This is a genomic window from Variovorax sp. MHTC-1, assembly GCF_003984645.1.
Taxonomy (GTDB): domain Bacteria; phylum Pseudomonadota; class Gammaproteobacteria; order Burkholderiales; family Burkholderiaceae_C; genus Variovorax.
In genome coordinates, this window is record NZ_RWKI01000004.1 from 253,349 (window position 1) to 276,253 (window position 22,905).

The 22,905-nt window shown below is 67.3% G+C and carries 28 protein-coding genes; 14 read left to right on the forward strand and 14 right to left on the reverse strand.

Going from position 1 to position 22,905, the window contains the following annotated elements:
• Nucleotides 1–32: 32 nt before the first annotated feature.
• Complete coding sequence (locus EJI01_RS09230; protein WP_126836810.1) at nucleotides 33–938, reverse strand: AEC family transporter; 906 nt, start codon at nucleotides 936–938, stop codon at nucleotides 33–35.
• A gap of 106 nt (nucleotides 939–1,044) precedes the next feature.
• Here EJI01_RS09230 and EJI01_RS09235 point away from each other — a divergent pair, with 106 nt between their 5' ends.
• The 5 genes from EJI01_RS09235 to EJI01_RS09255 all read left to right on the forward strand — a co-directional run bounded on the left by EJI01_RS09235 (nucleotide 1,045) and on the right by EJI01_RS09255 (nucleotide 5,259).
• Nucleotides 1,045–2,019: a tripartite tricarboxylate transporter substrate binding protein BugE gene (locus tag EJI01_RS09235; protein ID WP_126836811.1), complete on the forward strand. Its 975-nt coding sequence runs from the start codon at nucleotides 1,045–1,047 to the stop codon at nucleotides 2,017–2,019.
• A 66-nt stretch (nucleotides 2,020–2,085) separates the two neighbouring features.
• Nucleotides 2,086–2,988, forward strand: a complete 903-nt coding sequence (gene xerD, locus EJI01_RS09240) for a site-specific tyrosine recombinase XerD (RefSeq protein WP_126836812.1) — start codon at nucleotides 2,086–2,088, stop codon at nucleotides 2,986–2,988.
• A gap of 1 nt (nucleotide 2,989) precedes the next feature.
• Nucleotides 2,990–3,730: a DUF72 domain-containing protein gene (locus EJI01_RS09245; protein WP_126836813.1), complete on the forward strand. Its 741-nt coding sequence runs from the start codon at nucleotides 2,990–2,992 to the stop codon at nucleotides 3,728–3,730.
• A gap of 22 nt (nucleotides 3,731–3,752) precedes the next feature.
• Nucleotides 3,753–4,724 (forward strand): Bug family tripartite tricarboxylate transporter substrate binding protein, encoded by a 972-nt coding sequence (locus tag EJI01_RS09250; RefSeq protein ID WP_126836814.1) that lies wholly within the window; start codon nucleotides 3,753–3,755, stop codon nucleotides 4,722–4,724.
• A gap of 82 nt (nucleotides 4,725–4,806) precedes the next feature.
• Nucleotides 4,807–5,259 carry a MaoC family dehydratase gene (locus tag EJI01_RS09255; protein ID WP_126836815.1) on the forward strand — a complete coding sequence of 151 codons (453 nt, stop codon included), beginning with the start codon at nucleotides 4,807–4,809 and terminating at the stop codon, nucleotides 5,257–5,259.
• On the opposite strand, the gene EJI01_RS09260 is transcribed toward EJI01_RS09255, so the two are convergent.
• Nucleotides 5,256–6,059, reverse strand: a complete 804-nt coding sequence (locus EJI01_RS09260) for a ferritin-like domain-containing protein (RefSeq protein ID WP_126836816.1) — start codon at nucleotides 6,057–6,059, stop codon at nucleotides 5,256–5,258. The genes EJI01_RS09255 and EJI01_RS09260 overlap by 4 nt on opposite strands.
• Nucleotides 6,060–6,097: 38 nt before the next feature.
• Between EJI01_RS09260 and EJI01_RS09265 the strand changes: the two genes are divergently transcribed.
• Together EJI01_RS09265 and EJI01_RS09270 are read left to right on the forward strand one after the other, a co-directional pair.
• A complete protein-coding gene (locus EJI01_RS09265; RefSeq protein ID WP_126836817.1) occupies nucleotides 6,098–6,622 on the forward strand; it encodes a gamma carbonic anhydrase family protein in 525 nt (174 codons plus the stop codon).
• Nucleotides 6,623–6,645: 23 nt separating this feature from the next.
• On the forward strand, nucleotides 6,646–7,644 hold the full coding sequence (locus tag EJI01_RS09270) for an Hsp33 family molecular chaperone HslO (protein WP_126836818.1): 999 nt from the start codon (nucleotides 6,646–6,648) through the stop codon (nucleotides 7,642–7,644).
• Here EJI01_RS09270 and EJI01_RS09275 read toward each other — a convergent pair.
• From EJI01_RS09275 to EJI01_RS09305, 7 genes are all read right to left on the reverse strand, one after another.
• Entirely contained in the window at nucleotides 7,598–8,593 is a 996-nt protein-coding gene (locus tag EJI01_RS09275; RefSeq protein WP_126836819.1) for a hypothetical protein, read from the reverse strand. The two genes, EJI01_RS09270 and EJI01_RS09275, sit on opposite strands and share 47 nt — an antisense overlap.
• A gap of 13 nt (nucleotides 8,594–8,606) precedes the next feature.
• Entirely contained in the window at nucleotides 8,607–9,047 is a 441-nt protein-coding gene (locus tag EJI01_RS09280) for a hypothetical protein (RefSeq protein WP_260602381.1), read from the reverse strand.
• Between the two features lie 31 nt (nucleotides 9,048–9,078).
• Nucleotides 9,079–9,354, reverse strand: a complete 276-nt coding sequence (gene ftsB, locus EJI01_RS09285) for a cell division protein FtsB (protein WP_126836821.1) — start codon at nucleotides 9,352–9,354, stop codon at nucleotides 9,079–9,081.
• 124 nt (nucleotides 9,355–9,478) lie between these two features.
• Entirely contained in the window at nucleotides 9,479–10,762 is a 1,284-nt protein-coding gene (eno, locus tag EJI01_RS09290; protein WP_126836822.1) for a phosphopyruvate hydratase, read from the reverse strand.
• A gap of 95 nt (nucleotides 10,763–10,857) precedes the next feature.
• Nucleotides 10,858–11,151 (reverse strand): DUF1330 domain-containing protein, encoded by a 294-nt coding sequence (locus EJI01_RS09295; RefSeq protein WP_126836945.1) that lies wholly within the window; start codon nucleotides 11,149–11,151, stop codon nucleotides 10,858–10,860.
• Nucleotides 11,145–12,002 carry a 3-deoxy-8-phosphooctulonate synthase gene (gene kdsA / locus EJI01_RS09300; protein WP_126836823.1) on the reverse strand — a complete coding sequence of 286 codons (858 nt, stop codon included), beginning with the start codon at nucleotides 12,000–12,002 and terminating at the stop codon, nucleotides 11,145–11,147. Before kdsA ends, EJI01_RS09295 begins: the two co-directional genes overlap by 7 nt.
• Before the next feature lie 79 nt (nucleotides 12,003–12,081).
• Nucleotides 12,082–13,752, reverse strand: coding sequence for a CTP synthase (locus EJI01_RS09305; RefSeq protein ID WP_126836824.1), 1,671 nt, complete (start codon nucleotides 13,750–13,752; stop codon nucleotides 12,082–12,084).
• Nucleotides 13,753–13,913: 161 nt separating this feature from the next.
• On the opposite strand from EJI01_RS09305, the gene coaBC reads away from it, so the two are divergent.
• From coaBC to EJI01_RS09325, 4 genes are all read left to right on the forward strand, one after another.
• Complete coding sequence (coaBC, locus tag EJI01_RS09310; RefSeq protein ID WP_126836825.1) at nucleotides 13,914–15,140, forward strand: bifunctional phosphopantothenoylcysteine decarboxylase/phosphopantothenate--cysteine ligase CoaBC; 1,227 nt, start codon at nucleotides 13,914–13,916, stop codon at nucleotides 15,138–15,140.
• On the forward strand, nucleotides 15,137–15,601 hold the full coding sequence (locus EJI01_RS09315) for a hypothetical protein (RefSeq protein WP_126836826.1): 465 nt from the start codon (nucleotides 15,137–15,139) through the stop codon (nucleotides 15,599–15,601). Before coaBC ends, EJI01_RS09315 begins: the two co-directional genes overlap by 4 nt.
• Nucleotides 15,602–16,048 (forward strand): dUTP diphosphatase, encoded by a 447-nt coding sequence (dut, locus tag EJI01_RS09320; protein ID WP_126836827.1) that lies wholly within the window; start codon nucleotides 15,602–15,604, stop codon nucleotides 16,046–16,048. It begins immediately after the preceding gene.
• A 165-nt stretch (nucleotides 16,049–16,213) separates the two neighbouring features.
• Nucleotides 16,214–16,705: a glycine zipper 2TM domain-containing protein gene (locus EJI01_RS09325; protein WP_126836828.1), complete on the forward strand. Its 492-nt coding sequence runs from the start codon at nucleotides 16,214–16,216 to the stop codon at nucleotides 16,703–16,705.
• Nucleotides 16,706–16,756: 51 nt separating this feature from the next.
• On the opposite strand, the gene EJI01_RS09330 is transcribed toward EJI01_RS09325, so the two are convergent.
• Nucleotides 16,757–17,281 carry a peptidylprolyl isomerase gene (locus EJI01_RS09330; RefSeq protein WP_126836829.1) on the reverse strand — a complete coding sequence of 175 codons (525 nt, stop codon included), beginning with the start codon at nucleotides 17,279–17,281 and terminating at the stop codon, nucleotides 16,757–16,759.
• A gap of 14 nt (nucleotides 17,282–17,295) precedes the next feature.
• On the opposite strand from EJI01_RS09330, the gene EJI01_RS09335 reads away from it, so the two are divergent.
• The 3 genes from EJI01_RS09335 (at nucleotide 17,296) to EJI01_RS09345 (ending at nucleotide 19,297) form a co-directional block, all read left to right on the forward strand.
• Entirely contained in the window at nucleotides 17,296–18,435 is a 1,140-nt protein-coding gene (locus tag EJI01_RS09335; protein ID WP_126836830.1) for a cupin domain-containing protein, read from the forward strand.
• Nucleotides 18,425–18,931 carry a hypothetical protein gene (locus tag EJI01_RS09340; RefSeq protein WP_126836831.1) on the forward strand — a complete coding sequence of 169 codons (507 nt, stop codon included), beginning with the start codon at nucleotides 18,425–18,427 and terminating at the stop codon, nucleotides 18,929–18,931. Before EJI01_RS09335 ends, EJI01_RS09340 begins: the two co-directional genes overlap by 11 nt.
• A 93-nt stretch (nucleotides 18,932–19,024) precedes the next feature.
• Nucleotides 19,025–19,297, forward strand: coding sequence for a hypothetical protein (locus tag EJI01_RS09345; protein ID WP_126836832.1), 273 nt, complete (start codon nucleotides 19,025–19,027; stop codon nucleotides 19,295–19,297).
• 49 nt (nucleotides 19,298–19,346) lie between these two features.
• Here EJI01_RS09345 and EJI01_RS09350 read toward each other — a convergent pair whose 3' ends face one another.
• The 4 genes from EJI01_RS09350 to EJI01_RS09370 form a co-directional block, all read right to left on the reverse strand.
• On the reverse strand, nucleotides 19,347–20,123 hold the full coding sequence (locus EJI01_RS09350) for an MBL fold metallo-hydrolase (protein ID WP_126836833.1): 777 nt from the start codon (nucleotides 20,121–20,123) through the stop codon (nucleotides 19,347–19,349).
• 124 nt (nucleotides 20,124–20,247) lie between these two features.
• A complete protein-coding gene (gene bamC, locus EJI01_RS09360; protein WP_126836834.1) occupies nucleotides 20,248–21,333 on the reverse strand; it encodes an outer membrane protein assembly factor BamC in 1,086 nt (361 codons plus the stop codon).
• Nucleotides 21,334–21,447: 114 nt separating this feature from the next.
• Nucleotides 21,448–22,371: a 4-hydroxy-tetrahydrodipicolinate synthase gene (gene dapA / locus EJI01_RS09365; protein WP_409513942.1), complete on the reverse strand. Its 924-nt coding sequence runs from the start codon at nucleotides 22,369–22,371 to the stop codon at nucleotides 21,448–21,450.
• Between the two features lie 8 nt (nucleotides 22,372–22,379).
• A complete protein-coding gene (locus EJI01_RS09370) occupies nucleotides 22,380–22,883 on the reverse strand; it encodes a class I SAM-dependent methyltransferase (protein ID WP_312846045.1) in 504 nt (167 codons plus the stop codon).
• Between the last annotated feature and the right edge of the window lie 22 nt (nucleotides 22,884–22,905).

Genomic DNA, 22,905 nt, shown 5'->3' on the forward strand with positions numbered 1-22,905 from the left:
GTAGCGACTGACGATGACGATGACGATGACGATCAGCGCGAGAGCGCCAGGGCGAAGGGCAGGCTTGCCACACCGAGCAGCGTCGACAGCGTGACCAGGCCCGCCACGTAGGGTCCGTTGTAGCCCATGCGTGCGGCCAACACGTAGGCGCTCGAAGCGGTCGGCACCGCGGAAAAGGTCATCAGCACCGCGGCCTGCGCCCCGTCGAGCTGCAGTGCGCCGGCCAGGCCCCAGGCGATCAGCGGCAGCGCCAGATGGCGGATCGACAGCACCGACACCGCGAGCACCTTGCCGCGCGCGAGCGTCGCGAACTGCATGCCGGCGCCGGCCGCCATCAGGCCGAGAGCGAGCGACGCGGCGCCGATGCGCGTGAGCGTGGGCTCCAGCCAGTTCGGGACGCCGAAGCCGAGCACGTTGGCGACCAGGCCGCTGAGCGTCGCAATGATCAGCGGGTTGCGGATCAGCTGCCGCGCCAGGCCGGTCTGCGCATGCCGCGCCATCGGCCACACGGCAGCGATGTTGAAGAGCGGCACGCAGGCGCCGATCAGCACCGCAATCATGAGGAGCCCGGCGGGGCCTGCGGTCCGCTCGGCCAGCGCAAGGCAGATGAAGGAGTTGAAGCGGAAGGCGATCTGCGCGCTGGCTGCATGGTCGCTGCGGTCGATGTGCGCGCCGATGCCGGGCAGGAAGGGCAGCATGTAGGCGAGCGCGATGCCGGACAGACCGACGCCGACGCCGGCGGTCAGCAGGTGCGAGGTGGCACCGAAGTCGAGCGGGCTGCGCACGATCGAGTGGAACAGCAGCACGGGAAAGAGAAAGTAGTAGACCAGGCTCTCGACCTGGTCCCAGACGCGACGGTCCAGCGGGGTATAGCGGCAAAGCAGCCAGCCGCAGGCGATGAGGGAGAAGTCGGGGAAGAGCAGCTGGGCATAGTTCACCGGTCGAGGATAAACGGCCCATTCCCATGGGTTATCCACGAACTGCGGCGCGCGCAGACCCGTTAGCATCCTGGCTTCGCTTTTTTCGACCTCCAGGAGCTCTTCAATGCAACGTCGTCAATGGAATGCACTCGCCGGCGCCGCCGCGCTGGCGCTGATCGCCGGCCCCAGCTGGGCGCAGGGCTACCCCAACAAGCCCATCGAGCTGCAGGTGCCTTTTGCACCCGGCGGCACCACCGACATCGTGGCGCGCGTGATCTCCGAGCCGCTGGGCAAGGCGCTGGGCCAGAGCGTGGTGGTGATCAACAAGGCCGGCGGCGGCGGCATCGTCGGCGCAGCAGAGACCGCGCGGGTCGCGCCGGACGGCTACAAGCTCGGCGTGGCAACGGTGTCGAGCACGGCCGCCAATCCGGCGATCAATCCCAAGGTGCCCTACGACCCGATCACCGACTTCACGCCGATCATCAACATCGCGGCGACGCCGAATCTCATCGCGGTCCATCCGAGCTTTCCGGCCAAGAACTACGCCGAGTTCGTGGCCGAGATCAAGAAGAATCCGGGCAAGTACTCCTATGCATCCTCGGGCACCGGCGGCATCGGCCATCTGCTGATGGAGCTCTACAAGAACCTGACCAGCACCTTCATCACCCACATTCCCTACCGCGGCGCCGGCCCGGCGCTGAACGATGTGGTGGCCGGCCAGGTGCCGATCATTTTCGACAACATTCCGTCGGCGCTGCCCTTCATCAAGTCCGGCAAACTGGTGCCGATCGTGGTTTCGGCGCCGCAGCGCCTGAAGGATCTTCCCAACGTGCCGACCTTCAAGGAAGTCGCGCTGGAGCCTGTCAACCGCATGGCCTACTACGGCATCCTGGGTCCCAAGGGCCTGCCGAAGGAAGTGGTCGACAAGGTCAATGCCGGCGTGAAGAAATCGCTCGAAGACCCGGCGGTGCGCAAGCGCATCGAGGACACCGGTTCGCTGGTCGTCGCCAACTCGCCCGAGCAGTTCGCGGCGCAGATCAAGGCCGAGTACGAGGTCTACAAGCAGGTGGTCGCCAAGCAGAAGCTCACGCTCGAATAAGCCGGCCTTCTCCCATCAGAGCCGCCCGCGCCACGGGCGGCTTTTTCTTTTGCTATCTTGCACAGCATGACCGCGGCCACCGACACGCCCGAAATCGACGACTTCATCGACGCACTGTGGCTCGAGGACGGCCTGTCGAAGAACACGCTGGCGGCCTACCGGCGCGACCTCGCGCTCTTCGCCCAATGGCTCCAGGCCCAGCGCGGCAGCGCGCTGGACGCCGCGCGCGAGACCGACCTGCAGGCCTACATGGGCGCCAAGCTCTCCGACAAGGGCAAGGCCACTTCCGCCAACCGCCGGCTCACGGTGTTCAAGCGCTACTTCCGCTGGGCCCTGCGCGAACAGCGCATCGCCGCCGACCCGAGCCTGCGGCTGGCGCCGGCCAGGCAGATGCCGCGTGCGATCAAGACCCTGTCGGAGAAGCAGGTCGACGACCTGCTCGCGGCGCCCGAGGTCGACACGCCGCTCGGCCTGCGCGACCGGGCCATGCTCGAGCTGATGTATGCGAGCGGACTGCGTGTGAGCGAGCTGGTTTCGCTCAAGGTGTTCGAGCTGAGCCTCAACGACGGCGTGCTGCGCGTGCTCGGCAAGGGCAGCAAGGAACGGCTGGTGCCTTTCGGCGGCGAGGCGCGGCGATGGATCGAGCGCTATCTGCACGAATCGCGCCCCGCCATCCTGGACGGGCAGCAGACCGCCGACTTGTTCGTCACCGCGCGCGGCGCGGGCATGACGCGCGTGATGTTCTGGATCATCGTCAAGAAGCATTCGCTGGCGGCAGGCATCCACGTGCCGCTGTCGCCGCACACGCTGCGCCATGCCTTTGCCACGCACCTGCTCAACCACGGCGCCGACCTGCGCGCAGTGCAGTTGCTGCTCGGCCACGCGGACATCTCGACCACCACGATCTACACCCACGTCGCGCGCGAGCGCTTGAAGCAGCTGCACGCGCAGCACCATCCCCGAGGTTGAGATGCAGGCCTCGCTGCACGTCGGTTGCGCGGGGTGGAGCCTGCCGCGGCCACAGTGGCCGCACTTTCCGGAAGAAGGATCGCACCTGGAGCGCTATGCGGCGCGTTTCGACGTGGTCGAAATCAACAGTTCCTTCTATCGGCCGCACCGCCGCGAGACCTATGCGCGCTGGGCGGCGAGCACGCCGGCGCATTTCCGCTTTGCCGTGAAGCTGCCGCAGACCATCACGCACGAACAGCGGCTGGCCTGTGCGATGCCGGCCTTCGACGAATTCTTCATGCAAGCCAGCGGGCTGGGCGACAAGCTCGGCTGCCTGATCGTCCAGCTGCCGCCGAGCCTTGCCTTCGATGCGCGTGTGGCGGCACGTTTCCTCGCGGCGGCGCGGCGGCGCCATCGCGGCCTGCTCGCGCTGGAGCCGCGCCATGCAAGCTGGTTCGTGCCCGCGGCCGAGACTCTTCTCGCGCGCTTCGAGACAGCGCGGGTGCTGGCCGATCCGGTGCTGCACGAACGCGCCGCGGCGCCGGGCGGCTGGCCGGGGCTTGTCTACCTGCGGCTGCACGGTTCGCCGCGGCGCTACTGGTCTTCGTATCCCGATGTGCAGCTGGCTCAGCTGGCGCAGCGCTTGCGGCAGGCCGGCCAACAGGGAACGCCTTGCTGGTGCATCTTCGACAACACCGCGGGCAGCGAGGCGGTCGGGAATGCCCTGGCGCTCAGCGACATGATTGCAGCGGCGTCAAAATGAGTGTTCGCAAGGAGACGCAGCAATGAGTGGCACGAAAGCATGGGCCGCGATGGTTCTCTTCGCAGCGGCCGCAGCGGTTTCGGTGGCACAGGCGCAGGCCGTGCCGAAGACCATCCGCATGGTCGTCGCCTATCCGACCGGCGGGGTCAGCGACATCGTGGCCCGCGCACTGGCCGACAGGCTCGGCGCGCAACTGGGCAGCACCGTGGTGGTCGAGAACAGGGCGGGCGCCAGCGGCACCATCGGCATGGATGCGGTTGCCAAGGCGGCGCCGGACGGCGCGACGCTGGGTTTCGCGGCCATCAGCCCGCTGGTCTTGAATCCGCACATCGGCAAGTCGCCCTTCGATCCGCAGAAGGACATCGCGCCGGTGGCGAGCGTCATGTATTCGCCGGTGCTGCTGCTGGCCACGGAAGCGACCGGCACCCGCGACTTCCGCACCCTGATCGACGATGCGCGCGCCCGGCCAGGTGCGGTGCGCTGGGCCACTTCGGGCCAGGCCTCGCTCGGCCACATCGTGCTCGAGGAGTTGCGTGCGGCGGCGAAGGTGAACATCACCCACGTGCCCTACAGGGGTGGAGCCCAGCAGATGAACGATGCGCTGGGCGCGCAGTTCGAGATTCTTTCGATCAATGCCGGGCCCGCCGTCGCGCCGCACATCCGCTCCGGCAAGCTGCGCCCGCTGGCCGTAGGTGCGCCGGCGCGGCTCGAAAGCCTGCCGAAGGTGCCGACGCTGGGCGAGCTGGGTTATCCGGAGGCCAATCTCACTTCGCTGTTCGGCGTCTTCGCCCCGGCCGCCACCCCGCCGATCCTGATCGCCAAGTACAACAGCGAGATCAACAAGGCGCTTGCCAGTCCGGAGCTGCGCGCCAAGCTGACGGCCACCGACAACGTGCCGACCGGCGGCGGTGCCGAGGCCTTTGCCGACGAGATCGCGGCCGAGTACGAGAACAATGCGCGCATCGTGAAGGCGGCGGGCATCAAGTCGGATTGAGGCCTTGCGCTTCATGGCCACGGCGCTCGAGCGCGTTTGAGCGCCGCGTGACAAGATTTCCCGCCCACACCGAGGAGCCACCATGGCCGAAACCCTGTACCTGGAAGACCTGTCGCCGGGCGCTCGCTTCACGAGCGCCGAGCATGCGCTGGACGCGGCGCAGATCATCGATTTCGCGACGCGCTTCGATCCGCAGCCTTTCCATCTGGACGCGGACGCCGCGAAGCGCACCTTCTTCCAGGGGCTGGCCGCCAGCGGTTGGCACACGGCCTCGATCACGATGCGGCTCTTGGTCCAGAGCGGCTTGCCGCTGGCCGACGGCATCATCGGTTCGGGCGGCGAAATCCTATGGCCGAAGCCGACCCGCCCGGGGGATGTGCTGCATGTCGAGAGCGAGGTGCTGGAAGTGATCCCCTCGCGCTCGCGGCCCGAGCGCGGCATGGTGGTGGTGCGCAGCGAGACGCTCAATCAGCATGGCGACGTGTGCCAGCGGCTCACGACCAGGCTGGTGGTGTCGCGGCGCCCCGCTGCCTAGTTCTGCTGCAGATCCTGTAGTTCCTCGTCCGTGAACCCGGCCCGCGCGCGGGCCTCGAGGTTGAAGGGCGCGCGCAGGCGCGGCGCCTCGTGCCTGCGGTACAGCACGCGGTAGTGCGCGATCGGATCGAGCCCTTCGCGCTCGCACAGCCAGCGGTACCAGCGGTTGCCGATGGCCACGTGGCCGACCTCGTCGCGCAGGATGAGGTCGAGGATCTCGCAGGCCTTGAGCGCATCGGGCGCGTTCACGCGCCGGAGCTTGGCCTGGATCAGCGGCGTCGCATCCAGCCCTCGCGCCTCCAGCGTGCGCGGCACCAGCGCCATGCGCGCGATCACGTCGTTCCTGGTCTTCTCGCACATGTTCCACAGGCCGTCGTGGCCGGTGAAATCGCCATAGCTGTAGCCCATGCCGCGCAGATGTTCGTGCAACAGCGTGAAGTGCTGCGCCTCCTCGTCGGCCACGCGCAACCAGTCGCGGTAGTAGGCCTCGGGCATGCCGTCGAAGCGCCAGGCGGCGTCGAGCGCAAGATTGATCGCGTTGAACTCGATGTGGCAGATCGAATGGACCAGCGCCGCTCGGCCGTCGGGCGTGAAGGGCGACCGCTTCTCGACCGCGGTGGCGGCCACGCGCAGCGGGCGATCGGGGCGACCCGGGACGCCGGCCTCGTCGCCGGCTGCGCGGATGGGCTCCGGCGCCATCGGATGCAGGGCGGCCTGCGCCGCCGTGGCGCGCGTCGCCGCGACCTTGCGGTCGGGATCTGTCAGGCGCAGCGCGGCCAGGGCGCCGAGGCGTGGGTGCATCCCTACAATTCTAGTTTTCCCCTTTCAGGAGCACGGCGATGGCCCTCTACGAAATCGACGGCGTGGCGCCGCAGCTCGGCCCGGGCGCCTACGTCGCGGACAGCGCACAGGTCATCGGCCGCGTCGTCATGGGCGAGAACGCGAGCATCTGGTTCGGCGTGGTGGCGCGCGGCGACAGCGACACCCTGACCATCGGCCGCAACAGCAACATCCAGGACCTTTCGATGCTGCATGCCGATGCCGGCGTGCCGCTGACCATCGGCGAGAACGTGACGGTGGGCCATCAGGTCGTGCTGCACGGCTGCACCGTGGGCGACAACTCGCTGATCGGTATCGGAGCGGTGGTCTTGAATAACGCCAGGATCGGCCGCAATTCGATCGTTGGCGCCGGCAGCGTCGTGACCGAAGGCAAGGAGTTTCCCGACAACTCGCTGATCATCGGCTCGCCGGCCAAGGTGGTGCGCACGCTCGACGAAGCTGCCGCCGGCCGCCTTCGGCAGAATGCCGACCACTATGTGAAAAACGCCCAACGCTTCGCGAAGGGCCTGAAGAAGATCGGCTGAAGAAGCCGCTCGGAAAGATTGTCTTGAGCGAGTTGCACAAGTTCCTGTTCGACGGCATGCCGGTGCGCGGCATGATCGTTCGCCTGACGGAAGCCTGGCAGGAGATCCTGGCGCGGCGCGCCTCGAACACTGCGACTGGCGCGTACCCGCCTCCGGTGGCCGAATTGCTCGGCGAGATGACGGCGGCGGCCACGCTGATGCAGGCCAACATCAAGTTCAACGGCGCGCTGATCCTGCAGATCTTCGGCGACGGCCCGGTCAAGGTTGCGGTCGCCGAGGTCAAGCCCGACCTGAGCCTGCGCGCCACCGCCAAGGTGGTGGGCGAGCTCGCGGCCGACGCGCATCTGCCCGAGATGGTCAATGTGAACAACAAGGGCCGCTGCGCGATCACGCTCGACCCCAAGGACAAGCTGCCGGGCCAGCAGCCCTATCAAGGCGTGGTGCCGCTGCACGGCGACGGCGGCGAGAAGCTCGGCCGCCTGAGCGAGGTGCTGCAGCACTACATGCTGCAAAGCGAACAGCTCGACACCACGCTGGTGCTCGCGGCCGACGACAAGGTGGCGGCGGGCCTCTTGATCCAGCGCCTGCCGGTGAAGGGCGAGGCCAACCTCGAAGGTACGTCCGCCAGCGATCGCGATCAGGCGAACGAAGACGAGATCGGCCGCAACGAGGACTACAACCGCATCTCGATCCTCGCCTCCACCCTGACGCGCGACGAGCTGCTGACGCTCGACGTCGAGACCATCCTGCGCCGCCTGTTCTGGGAAGAGAAGCTGCTGCGCTTCGAGCCGCAGGCCGGCATGCTCGGGCCGCATTTCGCCTGCACCTGCGGCCGCGAGCGCGTGGCCCAGATGATCCGCGGCCTCGGCGCCGAGGAGGCCGAGGGCATCCTCGTCGAGCGCGGCGACGTCGAGGTCGGCTGCGACTTCTGCGGCAAGCAGTACCGCTTCGACGCGGTCGATGTCGCGCAGCTGTTCACCGCGCCTGGCGACCAGCTGCCGGCGAGCCCGGTGATGCAGTAGATCGCTCGAAGCCGCTGAAGCGGATGTCGGGCGCGCTCGTGTTGTGGCGCGAAGGGAGGCTGCGGCCGAAGCGCACTTCCGACGCCTGCAGCGTCGACACTTCCGGCAGCGGCTTGGTCTCTAGGGACGATTGCGCCGTGGCCCGCCACGACACTTCGCTCATGTCGGCGTTGTCGGGCGCGACGTACATCGAGCGCAGGACCGCGAATCGGGGGCCGTGCCGGCGTCCCGGCTTCATATCCACGTCGAGCGCAGTCCGCGACTCGCTGATTTCCCGAACATCGACCTTCGCTGCGCCGCCGTTCGCAAACTTGAGCCTGAACCGCAGCGGCTGCGTATCGACGGCGATGTCGGTGATGTTCGCCACCGGACGGCCGGCGTGCTCGACCGGGCCCATCACGAAGGAGGAGCCGTAGACGCCGTCGCCGAAGCGCGGCGCGGGCAGCGGCTTGATGCGCCAGTAGCCGTCGGAGGGGTACATGACCAGCGCTTCGAGCGGCTTGGCGCCGGTCTTCGCGAAGACCTGGATCATGTGGAATCCGCCTGCGGTCTTGCGGCCGTCCACGCGCACCGGCACGCGCTGCGGCCGCCAGAAGCTGGACAAGGTCATGCCGACGACCATCCAGCGCGGCCCGTCGTGCAGCACTTCTCGGCGCTCCTTGAAGGCATAGCGCGGGTCGGTCGGATGCGTGGCGCCGTCGAAGTTGCAGCCCGAAAAATCGGGCGCAGTGATGTCCTTGTCGATGGATGCCAGATACACGGGCGGCAGCGCCTCGACGCGGAACTTGCGGATGTTCCTGCCGCTCAGGTTCAGCGAAACGTTGTCTTCTTCGGCGCAGGCGGTCGCGTGGGTCTCGTTGTCGACCGTCGCCTCGGCCGGCGCGGCCGAAACCGCCGCGGAAGACAGCAGGGCCAGCAGCAGGGCGGCCAAACGGAGTCTGAGATGCATTCCTTCGGTTCCTTTACGAGCGCTGCGCGACGAGATCGCTGAACAGCCTGTGTTCGCATGCGGGGTCGGAGCACTTGTCGCAGGACCACGACCATGCAGCGGCTGCTCTTCCTCGCGCGGCACTCCGGCGGGCGTCCGGATCTGCGGCCGCGTTGATCGCGTTCCATGCGTTGGCCAACTGCTCAGCGCCTTCGCCGTGCACCACCGCAAAGCCCAGATTCGCGTCCATCAGTCCCTGGCGCAGCATCTCGTCGATCCTCGTCGGCGAGGCCGGGGCAATCAGCAGGATGAGGGCATGGCCGCGATACGCCTCGAGCGCGGCCGCATCGAACGCGTGCTCGGGCGAGGAGTCGATCACGAGCGTGGCGTCGATGCCGCGCTGCGCAAGCCGTTGCGAGAGCGCCTCGGCAAGCTGGGTCTTGCCGCTGTCGTCCGCGCCGAGCAGCGCGATCACGCAGCCGGCCGGCAGCGCAGGCGTCATGGCATCAGCGCGCGATCTGCACGAACACTTCGTTGGGCTTGACCATGCCGAGCTCCTGACGCGCACGCTCCTCGACCATCTCGAGCCCTTCCTTGAGGTCATTGACCTCGGAATTGAGCCGGTCGTTGGTCGCGGCGGCGCGCGCATTGGACGCCCTCTGCTCGGCCAGCTTGTCCTTGAGCTGGGCCACGTCGCGCACGCTCCCGCGCCCGGTCCAGAGCTGCCACTGGAGGATCAGCAGCAGCAGGACCAGGATGATCGGGACGATGCGTGAACGCATGTGATCTAGGCCATCTTGGAGCAATGCGCGACGATGCGGCCGCCGCCGGGCCGCCCCAAGGCGGGCCGCGCCTCCCCCTCGGGGGGTGGCGAAGCACACGAAGTGGCAAGCCGGGGGGCTGACATTACCTGAGGTTGTAGAAGGCGCCGCGGCCGGGGTAGCTGGCGACGTCGCCGAGGTCTTCCTCGATCCGCAGCAGCTGGTTGTACTTGGCGATGCGGTCCGAGCGCGACAGCGAGCCGGTCTTGATCTGGCCGGCGTTGGTGCCGACCGCGATGTCGGCGATGGTCGAGTCTTCGGTTTCGCCCGAGCGGTGGCTGATCACGGCGGTGTAGCCGGCGCGCTTGGCCATCTCGATCGCGGCGAAGGTTTCGGTCAGCGTGCCGATCTGGTTGATCTTGATCAGGATCGAGTTGGCGATCCCCTTGTCGATGCCTTCCTGCAGGATCTTGGTGTTGGTCACGAACAGGTCGTCGCCCACCAGCTGCACGCGCTTGCCGAGGCGTTCGGTCAGCATCTTCCAGCCGTCCCAGTCGCCTTCGTGCATGCCGTCTTCGATGCTGATGATCGGGTACTTGTCGACCCAGGTCGCCAGCATGTCGATCCAGTTGCCGGCCGACAGCGTGAGGTTCTCGCCGGAGAGAACGTAGTGGCCGTCCTTGTAGAACTCGCTGGCCGCGCAGTCCAGGCCGAGCGCGATCTGCGTGCCTGCGGTGTAGCCGGCCTTGTCGATCGCTTCGAGGATCAGCTGGATCGCCGCTTCGTGGTTTTCGACGCTCGGCGCGAAGCCGCCTTCGTCGCCCACAGCGGTGCTGATGCCGCGGTCGCCCAGGATCTTCTTGAGCGCATGGAACACCTCGGCGCCATAGCGCACCGCTTCGCGGAAGCTGGTCGCGCCCACGGGGATGATCATGAACTCCTGCAGGTCCAGGCTGTTGTTGGCGTGCGCGCCGCCGTTGATGACGTTCATCATCGGCACCGGCAGCTGCATGCCGCCCATGCCGCCGAAGTAGCGGTACAGCGGCAAGCCCGATTCTTCGGCGGCGGCGCGGGCCACGGCCATCGACACGGCCAGGGTCGCGTTGGCGCCCAGGCGGCCCTTGTTGTCGGTGCCGTCGAGGTCGTTCAGCGTGCGGTCCAGGAAGGCCTGCTCGCTCGCGTCCAGGCCCAGCACGGCCTCGGAGATCTCGGTGTTGATGTTCTCGACCGCCTTCAGCACGCCCTTGCCGAGATAGCGGCTCTTGTCGCCGTCGCGCAGCTCGATCGCCTCGCGCGAGCCTGTCGAAGCGCCGGAGGGAACCGCCGCGCGGCCCATGGTGCCCGATTCGAGCAGCACGTCGCACTCGACGGTGGGGTTGCCGCGGCTGTCGAGGATTTCGCGCCCGACGATGTCAACGATTGCACTCATTCAGTCACCTTCTCAAAAATTCTTTTGTCTTCGAAACCCTCCCCTTGAGGGGAGGGCTGGGGAGGGGTGGGCACATGCGCTCCGAAGGAAAGCCGTCAGGCTACTCCTTCGACGACGATCATTCGCATGATCGCCGCGCCCTGGCGCGACGCGCGCGCCTTGCCGTACTCGGGCGAATCATTGAATTTCTTCGCCGCCTCGACGCTCGGAAACTTGAGCAGCACGAGGCGTTGCGGATGCCAGTCGCCTTCGAGCACCTCGACTTTGCCTCCGCGCACGCAGACTTCGGCGCCGTGCGCCTTCATGGCCTCGGAGGACCACTTCTTGTACTCCTCATATTGCGTCGGATTCGTGACCTCGACATTCGCGATGATGTATGCGCTCATGATTGAAACGAGTTCTCCAGGAATGCGTTTTTCTTGGTAACGCCGTCGAGCGCCAGCAGCGTCTCGAGCAGCGCCTTCATGTGCTTGAGCGGCACGGCGTTGGGGCCGTCGCTCAGTGCCTTGGCGGGATCGGGGTGCGTCTCCATGAAGAGGCCGGCAACACCCACGGCCACCGCGGCGCGCGACAGCACCGGCACCATCTCGCGCTGGCCGCCCGAGCTCGTGCCCTGGCCGCCGGGGAGCTGCACCGAGTGCGTGGCATCGAACACCACCGGCGCGCCGGTCTCGCGCATGATCGCGAGCGAGCGCATGTCCGACACCAGGTTGTTGTAGCCGAAGCTGGCGCCGCGTTCGCAGGCCATGAAGCTGTCTTCGGGCAAGCCCTTTTCCTTGGCCGCCGCGCGCGCCTTGTCGATCACGTTCTTCATGTCGTGCGGCGCGAGGAACTGGCCCTTCTTGATGTTGACCGGCTTGCCCGACTGCGCCACGGCGCGGATGAAGTCGGTCTGGCGGCACAGGAAGGCCGGCGTCTGCAGCACGTCGACCACCTGCGCGGCCGCCGTGATGTCCTCTTCGGTGTGCACGTCGGTCAGGACCGGCAGGCCCAGCTCGCGCTTGACCTTGGCCAGGATCTCCAGCCCCTTGTCGCGGCCGGGGCCGCGGAAGCTGGTGCCCGAGGAGCGGTTGGCTTTGTCGAAGCTGCTCTTGAAGATGAAGGGAATGCCGAGCGCGGAAGTGATTTCCTTCAGCGTGCCGGCCGTGTCCATCTGCAGCTGCTCGGACTCGACGACGCAGGGGCCGGCGATCAGGAAGAAGGGCTTGTCGAGCCCGATGTCGAATCCGCAAAGTCTCATAGTGCCCTCATGCTTGCCACTTCGTGTGCTGCGCTGCTCCCCGAAGAAGCCTTCGCGGCTTGGAGCGGTCCGGTGCCGCTCATGCCACGACTTTCAATGCCTTCTTGTCCGCGCCCTGGTGTTCCAGCGCCGCCCGGATGAAGGCGTTGAACAAGGGATGGCCGCTCCAGGGCGTGGACTTGAATTCGGGGTGGAACTGCACGCCCATGAACCACGGGTGCACGTCCTGCGGCAGCTCGACGATCTCGGTCAGGTGCTCGCGCTGGGTGAGCGCCGAAATCACGAGGCCGGCGCGGCGCAGCTCGTCGAGGTAGTTGACGTTGGCCTCGTAGCGGTGGCGGTGGCGCTCGGTCACCACGTCGCCGTAGATGCTGTGGGCGAGCGTGCCCGGCGCCACGTCGGAGCTCTGCGCTCCCAGGCGCATGGTGCCGCCGAGGTCGGATTTCTCGTCGCGCAGCTTGATCGTGCCGTCGTTGTCCTTCCACTCGGTGATCAGCGCGATCACGGGGCAGGAGGTTTCGGGATCGAACTCGGTGCTGTTGGCGTTCTTGAGCCCGGCGACGTTGCGCGCGTACTCGATGGTCGCGACCTGCATGCCGAGGCAGATGCCGAGGTACGGAACCTTCGTTTCGCGGGCAAAACGCGCCGCCGAGATCTTGCCTTCGACGCCGCGCTGGCCGAAGCCGCCAGGCACCAGGATCGCGTCGTACTTGGCGAGCCGGGCCACGTCCTGCGGTGAAATGGTTTCCGAGTCGACGTAGTCGATCTTCACGCGCGCATGGTTCTTCATGCCGGCGTGGCGCAGCGCTTCGTTGAGCGACTTGTAGCTGTCGGATAGGTCGACGTACTTGCCGACCATGGCGATGGTCACTTCCTTCTGCGGATGCTCGACCTCGTAGACTAGGTCGTCCCAGCGCTGCAGCTTGGCCGGCGGCGTGTTGATGCGCAGCTTGTCGCAGATCAGGCCGTCCAGGCCCTGCTCGTGCAGCATGCGCGGTACCTTGTAGATGGTGTCGACGTCCCACATCGAGATCACGCCCCACTCGGGCACGTTGGAGAACAGCGAGATCTTGGCGCGCTCGTCGTCGGGGATCGGCCGGTCGGCGCGGCACAGCAGCGCGTCGGCCTGGATGCCGATGGCGCGCAGTTCCTTGGCGGTGTGCTGGGTGGGCTTGGTCTTGAGCTCGCCGGCGGCGGCGATCCAGGGCACGTAGCTCAGGTGCACGAAGGCCGAGTTGTTGGGGCCCATGCGCAGGCTCATCTGGCGCGCGGCTTCGAGAAAGGGCAGCGATTCGATGTCGCCGACCGTGCCGCCGATCTCGACGATCGCCACATCGACCTCGTGCGGCGTGCCGAGGCCGGCGCCGCGCTTGATGTATTCCTGGATTTCGTTGGTGATGTGCGGGATCACCTGCACCGTCTTGCCGAGGTAGTCGCCGCGGCGCTCCTTCTCGAGCACCGACTTGTAGATCTGGCCGGTGGTGAAGTTGTTCGCCTTGCGCATGCGCGTGGTGACGAAGCGCTCGTAGTGGCCGAGATCGAGGTCGGTTTCGGCGCCGTCGTCGGTGACGAAGACCTCGCCGTGCTGGAACGGCGACATCGTGCCGGGGTCGACGTTGATGTAGGGGTCCAGCTTGATGAGGGTGACTTTGAGGCCGCGCGATTCGAGGATCGCGGCGAGCGAGGCGGAGGCGATTCCCTTGCCCAGGGAAGACACCACACCACCAGTGACGAAGACGAATTTGGTCATGCCAGTTCCGAACTTGCAGGTCCGGGCAGTGGGAAATGGGGATTATAGGTGGGGCCTCTTGCCCTGGCCGCCGTAGGGCCGCCACAAGGCCGCCGCGCCCCCTCGGGGGCAGCGAGTACACGCAGTGACGCAGCGCGGGGGCGACAGATACACTGCCGGCCATGCAAGACCTCGCAGGAAAACACATCGTTCTGGGCCTGACCGGTGGCATCGCCTGCTACAAGTCGGCCGAACTTTGCAGGCTGCTCGTCAAGGCCGGAGCCACCGTGCAGGTGGTGATGACCGAGGCCGCCACGCAGTTCATCACGGCGGTGACCATGCAGGCGCTGTCCGGTCGGCCGGTCTATACCTCGCAATGGGACGGGCGCGAGGCCAACAACATGCCCCACATCAACCTGAGCCGCGAAGCCGATGCGATCGTGCTGGCGCCGGCGAGCGCCGATTTCATCGCCCGGCTGGTGCAGGGCCGCTCTGATGAACTGCTGAGCCTCCTGTGCCTCGCGCGTCCGGCCGAGCGTGTGCCGCTCTTGATCGCACCGGCCATGAATCGCGAGATGTGGGTTCATCCGGCCACGCAGCGCAACCTGCGCCAGGTCGACGCCGATGGCGCCCGGGTGCTGGGTGTCGGCAACGGCTGGCAGGCCTGCGGCGAGACCGGCGACGGCCGCATGCTCGAGGCGGAGCAACTGCTCGAAGAAATCGTGGCGCAGTTCCAGCCCAAGGTGCTGGCCGGCCGGCGCCTGGTCGTCACCGCCGGCCCGACCTTCGAGGCACTCGATCCGATCCGCGGCATCACCAACCACTCGTCGGGCAAGATGGGTTTTGCGATCGCGCGCGCAGCGCGCGAGGCGGGCGCCGAGGTCACGCTGGTGGCGGGCCCGGTGCACCTGCCCACGCCGCGCGGCGTCGCACGCATCGACGTGATGTCGGCCAGGGAGATGCTCGACGCGACCCTGCGCGCCACGCAGGATGCGGCGGTCTTCGTCGCGACGGCGGCGGTGGCCGACTGGCGGCCGGCCTCCCACAGCGAGCACAAGATCAAGAAAGACGGCAGCGGCAAGCCGCCGGTGCTCCATTTCGTCGAGAACGACGACATCCTGCTAACCATCGCGCAAGGCGAGCGCGCCAAGGCGGGTCAACTGTTCTGCGTCGGGTTTGCGGCGGAAAGCGAAAACCTGGCCGAGCACGCGAAGGCCAAGCGCGAACGCAAGGGCATTCCGCTCCTGGTCGGCAACATCGGCCCGCTGACCTTCGGACAGGACCACAACAGCCTGCTGCTGGTCGACACCAAGGGCGTGCGCGAGCTGCCGCGTGCGCCCAAGCTCACGCTGGCGCGCGAACTGGTGGCGGAAATCGCGGCACGTCTGCCGGCAAGGAGCCAGCGATGAATCCCCAATGGAACACGCCGCCTGATGGCGACTTCGCGAGCTACGTGGAGCGGCTGACCGCGCAGGCGGCGCTCCCCGGGCGCGAGAACCAGAGCGGCGAGCACGGTCTGGACGTCGGCATGACGCCTTCCTCCGAGCCGCACAGCGCGGTCGCGGACGCAGCCTCCGCCGCGCGGCGCAGCGCCCAGTCGAACGGCGAGATGCGCCCGGCGGCGGGCAGCGGCGACGTGATGCGCAAGATGATCAAGGCGCTGGCCATCGTCTGGGTGCTGATCCTGCTGGTGCTGCTGGCGCTCGACGTGCCCTTGGGCATCGTCGCCGTGGTGTTCGCGTTCGGCCTCTGGCTCGCGCACAAGCTGCGGCGTCTGGCGCTTCCGCCCGGCATGGAAAACTGGAAGCAATGGGTCGACGCGGCGGCCAGGAAGCAGCAAGAACATCAGCAGCAAAGGCGTGGCAAGTAAGTGAAAGTCGACCTCCGAATCCTCGATCCCCGCATGCAGGACCAGTTGCCTGCCTATGCAACCCCCGGCAGCGCCGGGCTGGACCTGCGCGCCTGCCTCGACGCGCCCATCACGCTGGAACCGAACGCCTGGCAACTGGTGGGCACCGGCATCTCGATCCACCTGGCCGATCCCGGCTACGCCGCGCTGATCCTGCCGCGCTCGGGTCTGGGCCACAAGCATGGCATCGTGCTCGGCAACCTCGTGGGGCTGATCGACAGCGATTACCAAGGGGAGCTGAAGGTCAGCGCCTGGAACCGCAGCGACACCGCCTTCGTGCTGCAGCCGATGGAGCGGCTGGCCCAGCTGGTGATCGTGCCGGTGGTGCAGGCGCAGTTCCGGGTGGTGTCGGAATTCCCGCCCAGCGAGCGCGGCGAGGGCGGCTACGGCTCGACCGGCAAGCATTGAGGCGGGGCTGTAGGCCCTCTCCCACAGGTAAAGAATGGAACCTGCGATGCAGCTTGCGCATCGAAGGTTTCAACATGTGTGCACGGTCATCGCGCAAGCGTGCGATGCGTTAGGACACATGCATAGGGCGCATTGCGCCAGACCTGCTTCGAGGAGCACTACACCATGAAAACTTCAATCCGCGTTGTTTCAGTCACTGCGTCCGTTCTTGCGCTCGCGACGCTGACCGCCTGCGTGGCGCCGGCGCCCGTCTATCAGACCTCGCGCTATCCGTACCAGCCGGTGCAGCCGGTGGCGCAGTCGCCCTATGTGGAATATGGCCATGTTGCCAACATCGAGGTGCTGCGAAGCCAGACCGCAGGCGCCGGCACCACCGGCGGCGGTGCGGTGGCCGGTGGCGTCCTCGGCGGCGTGGTCGGCAACCAGTTCGGTCATGGCAGCGGGCGTGCGGCGGCCACTGCGCTGGGTGTCGTCGGCGGCGCCTTGCTGGGCAACAGCATCGAAGCCAACCGCAACGCGCCGCGCGTTTACGAAAGCTACCGCGTCTCGATCCAGACCGACAACGGCGGCTATCGCTCCTTCGACGTGCCGAGCCCGGGCGACCTGCGCATCGGCGACCGCGTGCGCATCGACGGCGGCCAGATCTCACGCTTCTGAGCGCGCAGCGCACGCAAGGAAAAGCCGGGCATTGCCCGGCTTTTTTCTTTGTTAGTGCAGCAGGTCGTTCCCCGGCGCCATCGGCGGCACCTTGAAGAAGCCGGTGCCCGCCGTGCCTCTGCCGATTTCTTCTTCGGTGGCTTCGCGCACCGACTTCACTGTGATGTCGAGCCGGATCGCGATGCCCGCGAGCGGATGGTTGCCGTCGAGGACCAGGTGCTCGGGGTAGACCTCGCTCACGGTGTAGATCGCGTCCTTGGGAATGTCGGGATTCACGCCCGCGGGCAAGGCGGCGCCATCGAAGGTCATGCCTTCTTCCGTGCCTTCCGGAAAGAGGGTTCGCGGCTCGAGGAAGAGCAGCTGGTCGTTGAAATCGCCGAAGGCCTGTTCGGGCTCCAGCTGGAGCAGCACCCGAGCACCCGGCCCATGGCCGAGCAAGGCGGCCTCGATCGCATCGAAGAGGTCGTCGCCACCGACCAGGAACTCGACCGGATCGTCGAGTACGTCGAGCACCTCGCCCAGAGTGTCTTTCAGCGTCCAGGTCAGGCCGACCACGCATTGTTCAGAGATTTCCATTGCAGAATTCTCCCATGGAGATTCATCAACCCTTGCCTTTGCTCGGCGGCCTCAGCGCGTCGCAATTCATGCGCCGTCACTGGCAGAAGAAGCCGCTGCTCGTGCGCCAGGCCGTACCTGCCATGGTGCCACCGATCGAGCGCCAGTCGCTGTTCGCGCTGGCCGAGCGCGAAGAGGTGGAGTCGCGGCTGATCCGTTACGGCAAGGCCGGCTGGATCTTGCGGCACGGTCCGTTGCCGCGCAAATCGCTGCCGTCGCTGAAGCAGCCCGAGTGGACACTGCTGGTGCAAGGCGTCGATCTGCATCACCAGGGTGTTCATGAATTGTTGCAACAGTTCCGTTTCGTTCCCGATGCGCGGCTTGACGACCTGATGATCAGCTACGCGAGCGACGGCGGCGGCGTCGGCCCGCACTTCGACAGCTACGACGTGTTTCTGCTGCAGGCGCAGGGCAGCCGCCGCTGGTCCATCGGTAAGCAGCGCGATCTGCGTTTGCAGCCCGAGGTCCCGCTCAAGATCCTGGCGCAGTTCGAACCCGAGCAGAGCTTCGTGCTCGAACCCGGCGACATGCTCTATCTGCCGCCGCGCTACGCGCACGAAGGCGTCGCCGTCGGCGGCGACTGCATGACGTACTCGATCGGCCTGCGCGCGCCGGCCGCTGCCCCGCTCGGCGTGGACCTGCTCGCGCGCATCGCGGAGGCGCAGGCCGAGGCGCTGGAGGATGCGCCGGCGAACACGGCGCTTCACTACCGCGATCCCGCGCAGCCCGCCGTGGAGGCGCCGGCGGCGATACCGCCCGCCCTGCAAGCTTTTGCGCGCGATGCAGTGCTGGCGGCCTTGCGCGACCCGGACGCGATCGACCGTGCGCTGGGCGAATCGATGACCGAGCCCAAGCCCAAGGTTTGGTTCGACCAGGGCGAGCAGCCACCGGCGTTGACCGGCGTTGCGCTCGACCGCCGCACGCGCGTCCTCTACGACGCGCGGCATATCTACATCAACGGCGAGAGCTTCCGCGCCTCCGGCCGCGATGCGAAGCTGATGCGCCTGCTGGCCGATCAGCGCGCGCTCGGCACGCGCGATCTCCGAGGCGCGAGCGAAGATGCGCTGGCGCTGCTGGGCGACTGGTGCGAAGCGGGGTGGTTGCATGCCAAATGAAGAAGTCGACGATACGTCATTGCCCGAGGGGGCCTTCGATGGCCGCCACGCCTTCCAGGCCCACCTGCATACGGCGCTCGCTGCCGCTGCGCAGCAGAACTGGCGCGAAATCATCCTGTCCGACCCCAGCTTCGGCGACTGGCCGCTGGGCGAGCGTGCCATCGCCGACGCGCTGCAGGCCTGGTCGGCCAACGGGCGCAGCTTGGTGCTGCTGGCGCAGCGCTTCGACGTGTTCGAACGTGAACATGCACGCTTCGTGCATTGGCGTCGCATGTGGAGCCACATCGTCGATTGCCGAGCCTGCGACGGCCCGGGCCTGCCGCAGGTGCCGAGCGGCATCTGGACGCCGTCCTGGTTTCTGAATCGCATCGATGTCGAACGCAGCCGCGGGGTCTGCGGCCGCGAGCCCGAGGGCCGGCGCGCCTTGCGCGAGAGAATCGACGAGTGCCTGCGCCACGGCCGGCCGGCCTTTCCGGCTTCCACGCTGGGTTTGTAAGCCAATGCCGCGAATCGCCCCTCCGTACGTCATCTTGAGAGGGCGCAGGTCTAGAATTTTTCTTTCGAGACCTTCATCCAAAGGAGTCCTGTAATGAGAAATTCCGTCCTGCTCGCCTCGCTGATCGCCGCTGCTGCACTGGCTGCTTGCGGCAAGAAGGAGGAACCCGCGCCGGCCGTCGTCACCCCGCCGCCTGCCGCGGTCACGCCGGCGCCCGCGCCTCCGCCTCCGCCGGCAGCAGCGCCTGCAACGCCCGACACGTCAGCCACGACGCCTGCACCGTCGCCCGGCTCGCAGTCGGCACTCGACGCGGCCAATGCCGCGACCGACGCAGCCAAGAAGAAAGAGGACGCACCCAAGCAGTAAGCTGCAGCAAATGCTCAAGAGGCCGCCTTCGGGCGGCCTTTTTCATTTCCTAGAGATCGAGCCAGGGCGAGCCCTCTGCGGCGTTCGCCGTCAGCATCTCGTGCTCGCCGGCACCGAGCGCCTCGGCCATCGCGCGCCGCACGATCTCGGGCCGATTGTTCTGTTCGCTGAGATGGGCTGCCAGCAGGTGGCGCAGCCCGCCGTGATGCACGGCGCGTGCGATGGCTGCAGCAGCGGCGTTGGACAGGTGGCCGTAGTTGCCGCCGACGCGCAGCTTCAGGAAGGGGGGATAGGCCGACCCGGCCAGCATGTCGCTGTCGTGGTTGAACTCGAGCAGCAGCGCGTCGAGCCCTGCCAATCGGGCCAGCAGGTATGGCGTCGCATGTCCAAGGTCGGTCAGCACGCCGAGACTGCGTGCGCCGTCGGTGCAGCGCAGCTGCAGCGGCTCGCGGGCATCGTGCGGTACGGTGAAAGGCTGGACCAGGATGCCGCCGACCTGGATGTCGGCGCCGTCGCGCGCGAAGCCGAGCCGGCCTTCGAAATCGCGTGCGCCGGTGGCGAGCCAGGTGCCCTCGCTCATCCAGACCTGGAGGCGGTCACGGCGCGATAGCGCATGGGCGCAACCGATATGGTCGCCGTGTTCGTGCGTGACGAAGACCGCATCGATGTCGCAGGCCGCGAGGCCCGCGCGCGCGAGCCGCGCGTCGAGCTGCCGCAGCCCGAAGCCGCAGTCGACCAGGAGCCTCGATGTGCGGCCGCCGCTCGTCGCTTCGACCAGCGTGGCATTGCCCGTGCTGCCGCTACCCAGGCTGCGAAAGCGCAGCATCTCTAGACGGACCCGAATCCCGTTCCAGAAACACCGCGGAACCGGCTTTGCCGGGCCGCTGGTGTTGCCCCCGGTGAGAGGGTTGGCGTAGCGACACGAAGTGCGCGAAGCCTGGGGGAGAGCGTCATTTCAGATCGTCGGCAATGACCTGCACGATGCGCTGCGCGTTGGCCGAGGTCTCGGGCGCGCCGCTTTCATTGAGTACCGCCACCGTGCTGGCCTCGCCCTGGCCCTTGACCAGGATGCGGTACTTGAGCGGCCCCTCGGTCTTGCCCGAGCCGCCGAAGGTGAACAGCTTGCCGAAGAAGCCGGGCTCCTTCTTGTCCGGGTTGGGCGCCACATATCGCACGAAGTAAGTGCCGGCGCTGCGGTCGCGGTCTTCGACGGTGAAGCCGGTGCGGTCCAGCGCGAGGCCGACGCGGCGCCATGCCCGCTCGAAGTTCTCGTTGATCTGCACCACGGGCTGGCCGCCGACGTTGGCGACGCTGGCCGTGCGCGCCGGTGCGCTGGTCGCGGCGAGCAGTTTCGACTGCTCCTGCGAGACGCCCAGCTTCACCATCAGGCGGCGCAGGAATTCGGTTTCGAGCTCGGGATCGGTGGCGCGCGGCTGCCAGACCGTCTGGTCCTTGCGCGCGGTGTTGTAGACCTCTTCCATGCCGCGGTGGCTCACGAAGATCTCGGTGCCGTTGGGCGTGCGCTCGAGGCGAGTGCGAAAGCGATCGAGTTCGCCGGTGGAGTACACCGAATCGACCAGCTTGCCGAGCGTGCCGCGGATGATGTCCTGCGGCAGCTTGGCACGGTTCTCGGCCCAGTCGGTCTCCATGATGCCGAGGTTGCGCTGCTCGGTGGTGAGCAGGAAGCCGTTCTCCTGCCAGAAATCGCGCACCGGCTCCCAGAGCTGGTCGGGCGAGCGGTTGACGACGATCCAGCGCTGCGAACCCGAGCGCTCCATGCGCACGTCGCCGATGTTGCCGACGGCCGTCGGAATGCTCGGTGCGTTGGCAATGCCTGCTTGATAGCCGCTGGCCGTGACCGCGCCGCCGGGCACCGCGTAGCGGTTTTCGCGCGAGAGCTGCGTCAGATCGGGCGGCACCTCGAGCGTGGGTGCCTTGCCGGCGCTCTTGTAGTCGATCTTGTCGCTCTCGAGGACCGAGCAGGCGGCGAGGCTGGCGATCAGGGCCAGCAGTGCGAATCGCGAAATGGTTTTCAACGTCGTCTTCCTTGTGGAATGTTTAGCTCAATCGATGGGCAGCAGCGTCCCGCTGTGTCAGAGCGCCGGCCGCGCAAAAGGTTGCCGGCGCTCGCGAACGGCGGAGGGATGGGATCAGTCCTTGAGCAAGCCGCTGGCGCGCAGCGCGGACTCGACCACCGGACGGCTTGCTTCGGCGAGCTCGGTCAGGGGCAGGCGCAACGCGCCGCCGCACAGGCCGAGCCGGGCCATGGCCCACTTGACGGGGATCGGATTCGGTTCGACGAACAGATGGCGATGAAGCGGCATCAGCTCGAACTGGATCTGCATCGCGCGCTTCGCGTCGCCGGTGATGGCGGCCATGCAGAGCTCGTGCATCTTGCGCGGCGCCACGTTGGCCGTGACGCTGATGTTCCCCTGGCCGCCGCACAGCATCAGCGCAACGGCGGTCGGATCGTCGCCCGAGTAGACCGCGAAATTCTTCGGCAGGTCGCGGATGAGCCACTGCGCGCGCTCGATGTTGCCGGTGGCTTCCTTGATGCCGACGATGCCGGGCACCTGCGCCAGGCGCAGCACGGTGTCGTGCGCCATATCGGCCACCGTGCGGCCCGGCACGTTGTAGAGCACGACGGGCAGGTCGCCCACGGCCTCGGCGATGGCCTTGAAATGCTGGTACTGGCCTTCCTGCGTCGGCTTGTTGTAGTAGGGCACCACCTGCAATTGCGAATCGGCGCCTACGCCCTTGGCGAACCTGGCGAGCTCGATCGCTTCCTTGGTGGAGTTGGCGCCGCAGCCGGCCATCACGGGCACGCGGCCTTTGGCCTGTTCGACTGCGATGCGGATGATCTCGCAATGCTCCTCGACGTCGACCGTCGGCGACTCGCCGGTGGTGCCGACCACGCCGAGGCAATCGGTGCCTTCGTCGATGTGCCAGTCGATCAGCCGACGCAAGGCGGGATAGTCGACACTGCCGTCATCATGCATCGGCGTGACGAGCGCGACGATGCTGCCTGTCAGTTGCTCCAAGGGTGGTCTCTTTGTCGGGTGGACGAAAAGCAGCCATTCTACTAACTCAGCGGCGGCCCCCCGGCGGCCGCGCCGGCTGGTCTGACGGCGGCGATCCGCTGCACGAATCGCGCCGGCGCCGGCAGGAAACCGTCCTCGTAAGCCACGACCCGCAGCCCCGCGCAGACAACCAGCAGTTCGCCGGGCTGCAGCAGGAAGTCGGGGCGCGAGGGCTTGCCCACGGTCTCGTTGCCCGCGGCGAAGGTTTCGTAGAGCAGCACGCCGCCGGGCGCGACCGCTGCGACGATGTCGGGCAGGCGCGGCCGCCAGAGGTAGTTAGTGACGATCACCGCTCCGAAGACCCGGCCTGCAAAGGGCCAGGGCCCGGACTCGATGTCGGCGACCAGTGCCTGGCCGAACCCGGCCGCGGAGGCGACGGCCTCCGGCGACCGGTCCACGCCGGTCACCGGATGGCCGCGTTCGGCGAACCAGCGCATGTGCCGGCCCGCGCCGCAGGCCACGTCGAGCACGGAGGCGCCGGGCGCGAGCAGGTGCGACCAGCGCACGATCCACGGGGAGGGCGGGAGG

Excerpts from the sequence above, each read along its gene's own strand:
- EJI01_RS09235 (WP_126836811.1), top strand. The coding sequence starts at position 1,045 with ATGCAACGTCGTCAATGGAATGCACTCGCCGGCGCCGCCGCGCTGGCG.
- xerD (WP_126836812.1), top strand. The coding sequence starts at position 2,086 with ATGACCGCGGCCACCGACACGCCCGAAATCGACGACTTCATCGACGCA.
- EJI01_RS09245 (WP_126836813.1), top strand. The coding sequence starts at position 2,990 with ATGCAGGCCTCGCTGCACGTCGGTTGCGCGGGGTGGAGCCTGCCGCGG.
- EJI01_RS09250 (WP_126836814.1), top strand. The coding sequence starts at position 3,753 with ATGAGTGGCACGAAAGCATGGGCCGCGATGGTTCTCTTCGCAGCGGCC.
- EJI01_RS09255 (WP_126836815.1), top strand. The coding sequence starts at position 4,807 with ATGGCCGAAACCCTGTACCTGGAAGACCTGTCGCCGGGCGCTCGCTTC.
- EJI01_RS09260 (WP_126836816.1), bottom strand. The coding sequence starts at position 6,059 with ATGCACCCACGCCTCGGCGCCCTGGCCGCGCTGCGCCTGACAGATCCC.
- EJI01_RS09265 (WP_126836817.1), top strand. The coding sequence starts at position 6,098 with ATGGCCCTCTACGAAATCGACGGCGTGGCGCCGCAGCTCGGCCCGGGC.
- EJI01_RS09275 (WP_126836819.1), bottom strand. The coding sequence starts at position 8,593 with ATGCATCTCAGACTCCGTTTGGCCGCCCTGCTGCTGGCCCTGCTGTCT.
- ftsB (WP_126836821.1), bottom strand. The coding sequence starts at position 9,354 with ATGCGTTCACGCATCGTCCCGATCATCCTGGTCCTGCTGCTGCTGATC.
- eno (WP_126836822.1), bottom strand. The coding sequence starts at position 10,762 with ATGAGTGCAATCGTTGACATCGTCGGGCGCGAAATCCTCGACAGCCGC.
- kdsA (WP_126836823.1), bottom strand. The coding sequence starts at position 12,002 with ATGAGACTTTGCGGATTCGACATCGGGCTCGACAAGCCCTTCTTCCTG.
- EJI01_RS09305 (WP_126836824.1), bottom strand. The coding sequence starts at position 13,752 with ATGACCAAATTCGTCTTCGTCACTGGTGGTGTGGTGTCTTCCCTGGGC.
- coaBC (WP_126836825.1), top strand. The coding sequence starts at position 13,914 with ATGCAAGACCTCGCAGGAAAACACATCGTTCTGGGCCTGACCGGTGGC.
- EJI01_RS09315 (WP_126836826.1), top strand. The coding sequence starts at position 15,137 with ATGAATCCCCAATGGAACACGCCGCCTGATGGCGACTTCGCGAGCTAC.
- EJI01_RS09325 (WP_126836828.1), top strand. The coding sequence starts at position 16,214 with ATGAAAACTTCAATCCGCGTTGTTTCAGTCACTGCGTCCGTTCTTGCG.
- EJI01_RS09330 (WP_126836829.1), bottom strand. The coding sequence starts at position 17,281 with ATGGAAATCTCTGAACAATGCGTGGTCGGCCTGACCTGGACGCTGAAA.
- EJI01_RS09335 (WP_126836830.1), top strand. The coding sequence starts at position 17,296 with ATGGAGATTCATCAACCCTTGCCTTTGCTCGGCGGCCTCAGCGCGTCG.
- EJI01_RS09340 (WP_126836831.1), top strand. The coding sequence starts at position 18,425 with ATGCCAAATGAAGAAGTCGACGATACGTCATTGCCCGAGGGGGCCTTC.
- EJI01_RS09345 (WP_126836832.1), top strand. The coding sequence starts at position 19,025 with ATGAGAAATTCCGTCCTGCTCGCCTCGCTGATCGCCGCTGCTGCACTG.
- EJI01_RS09350 (WP_126836833.1), bottom strand. The coding sequence starts at position 20,123 with ATGCTGCGCTTTCGCAGCCTGGGTAGCGGCAGCACGGGCAATGCCACG.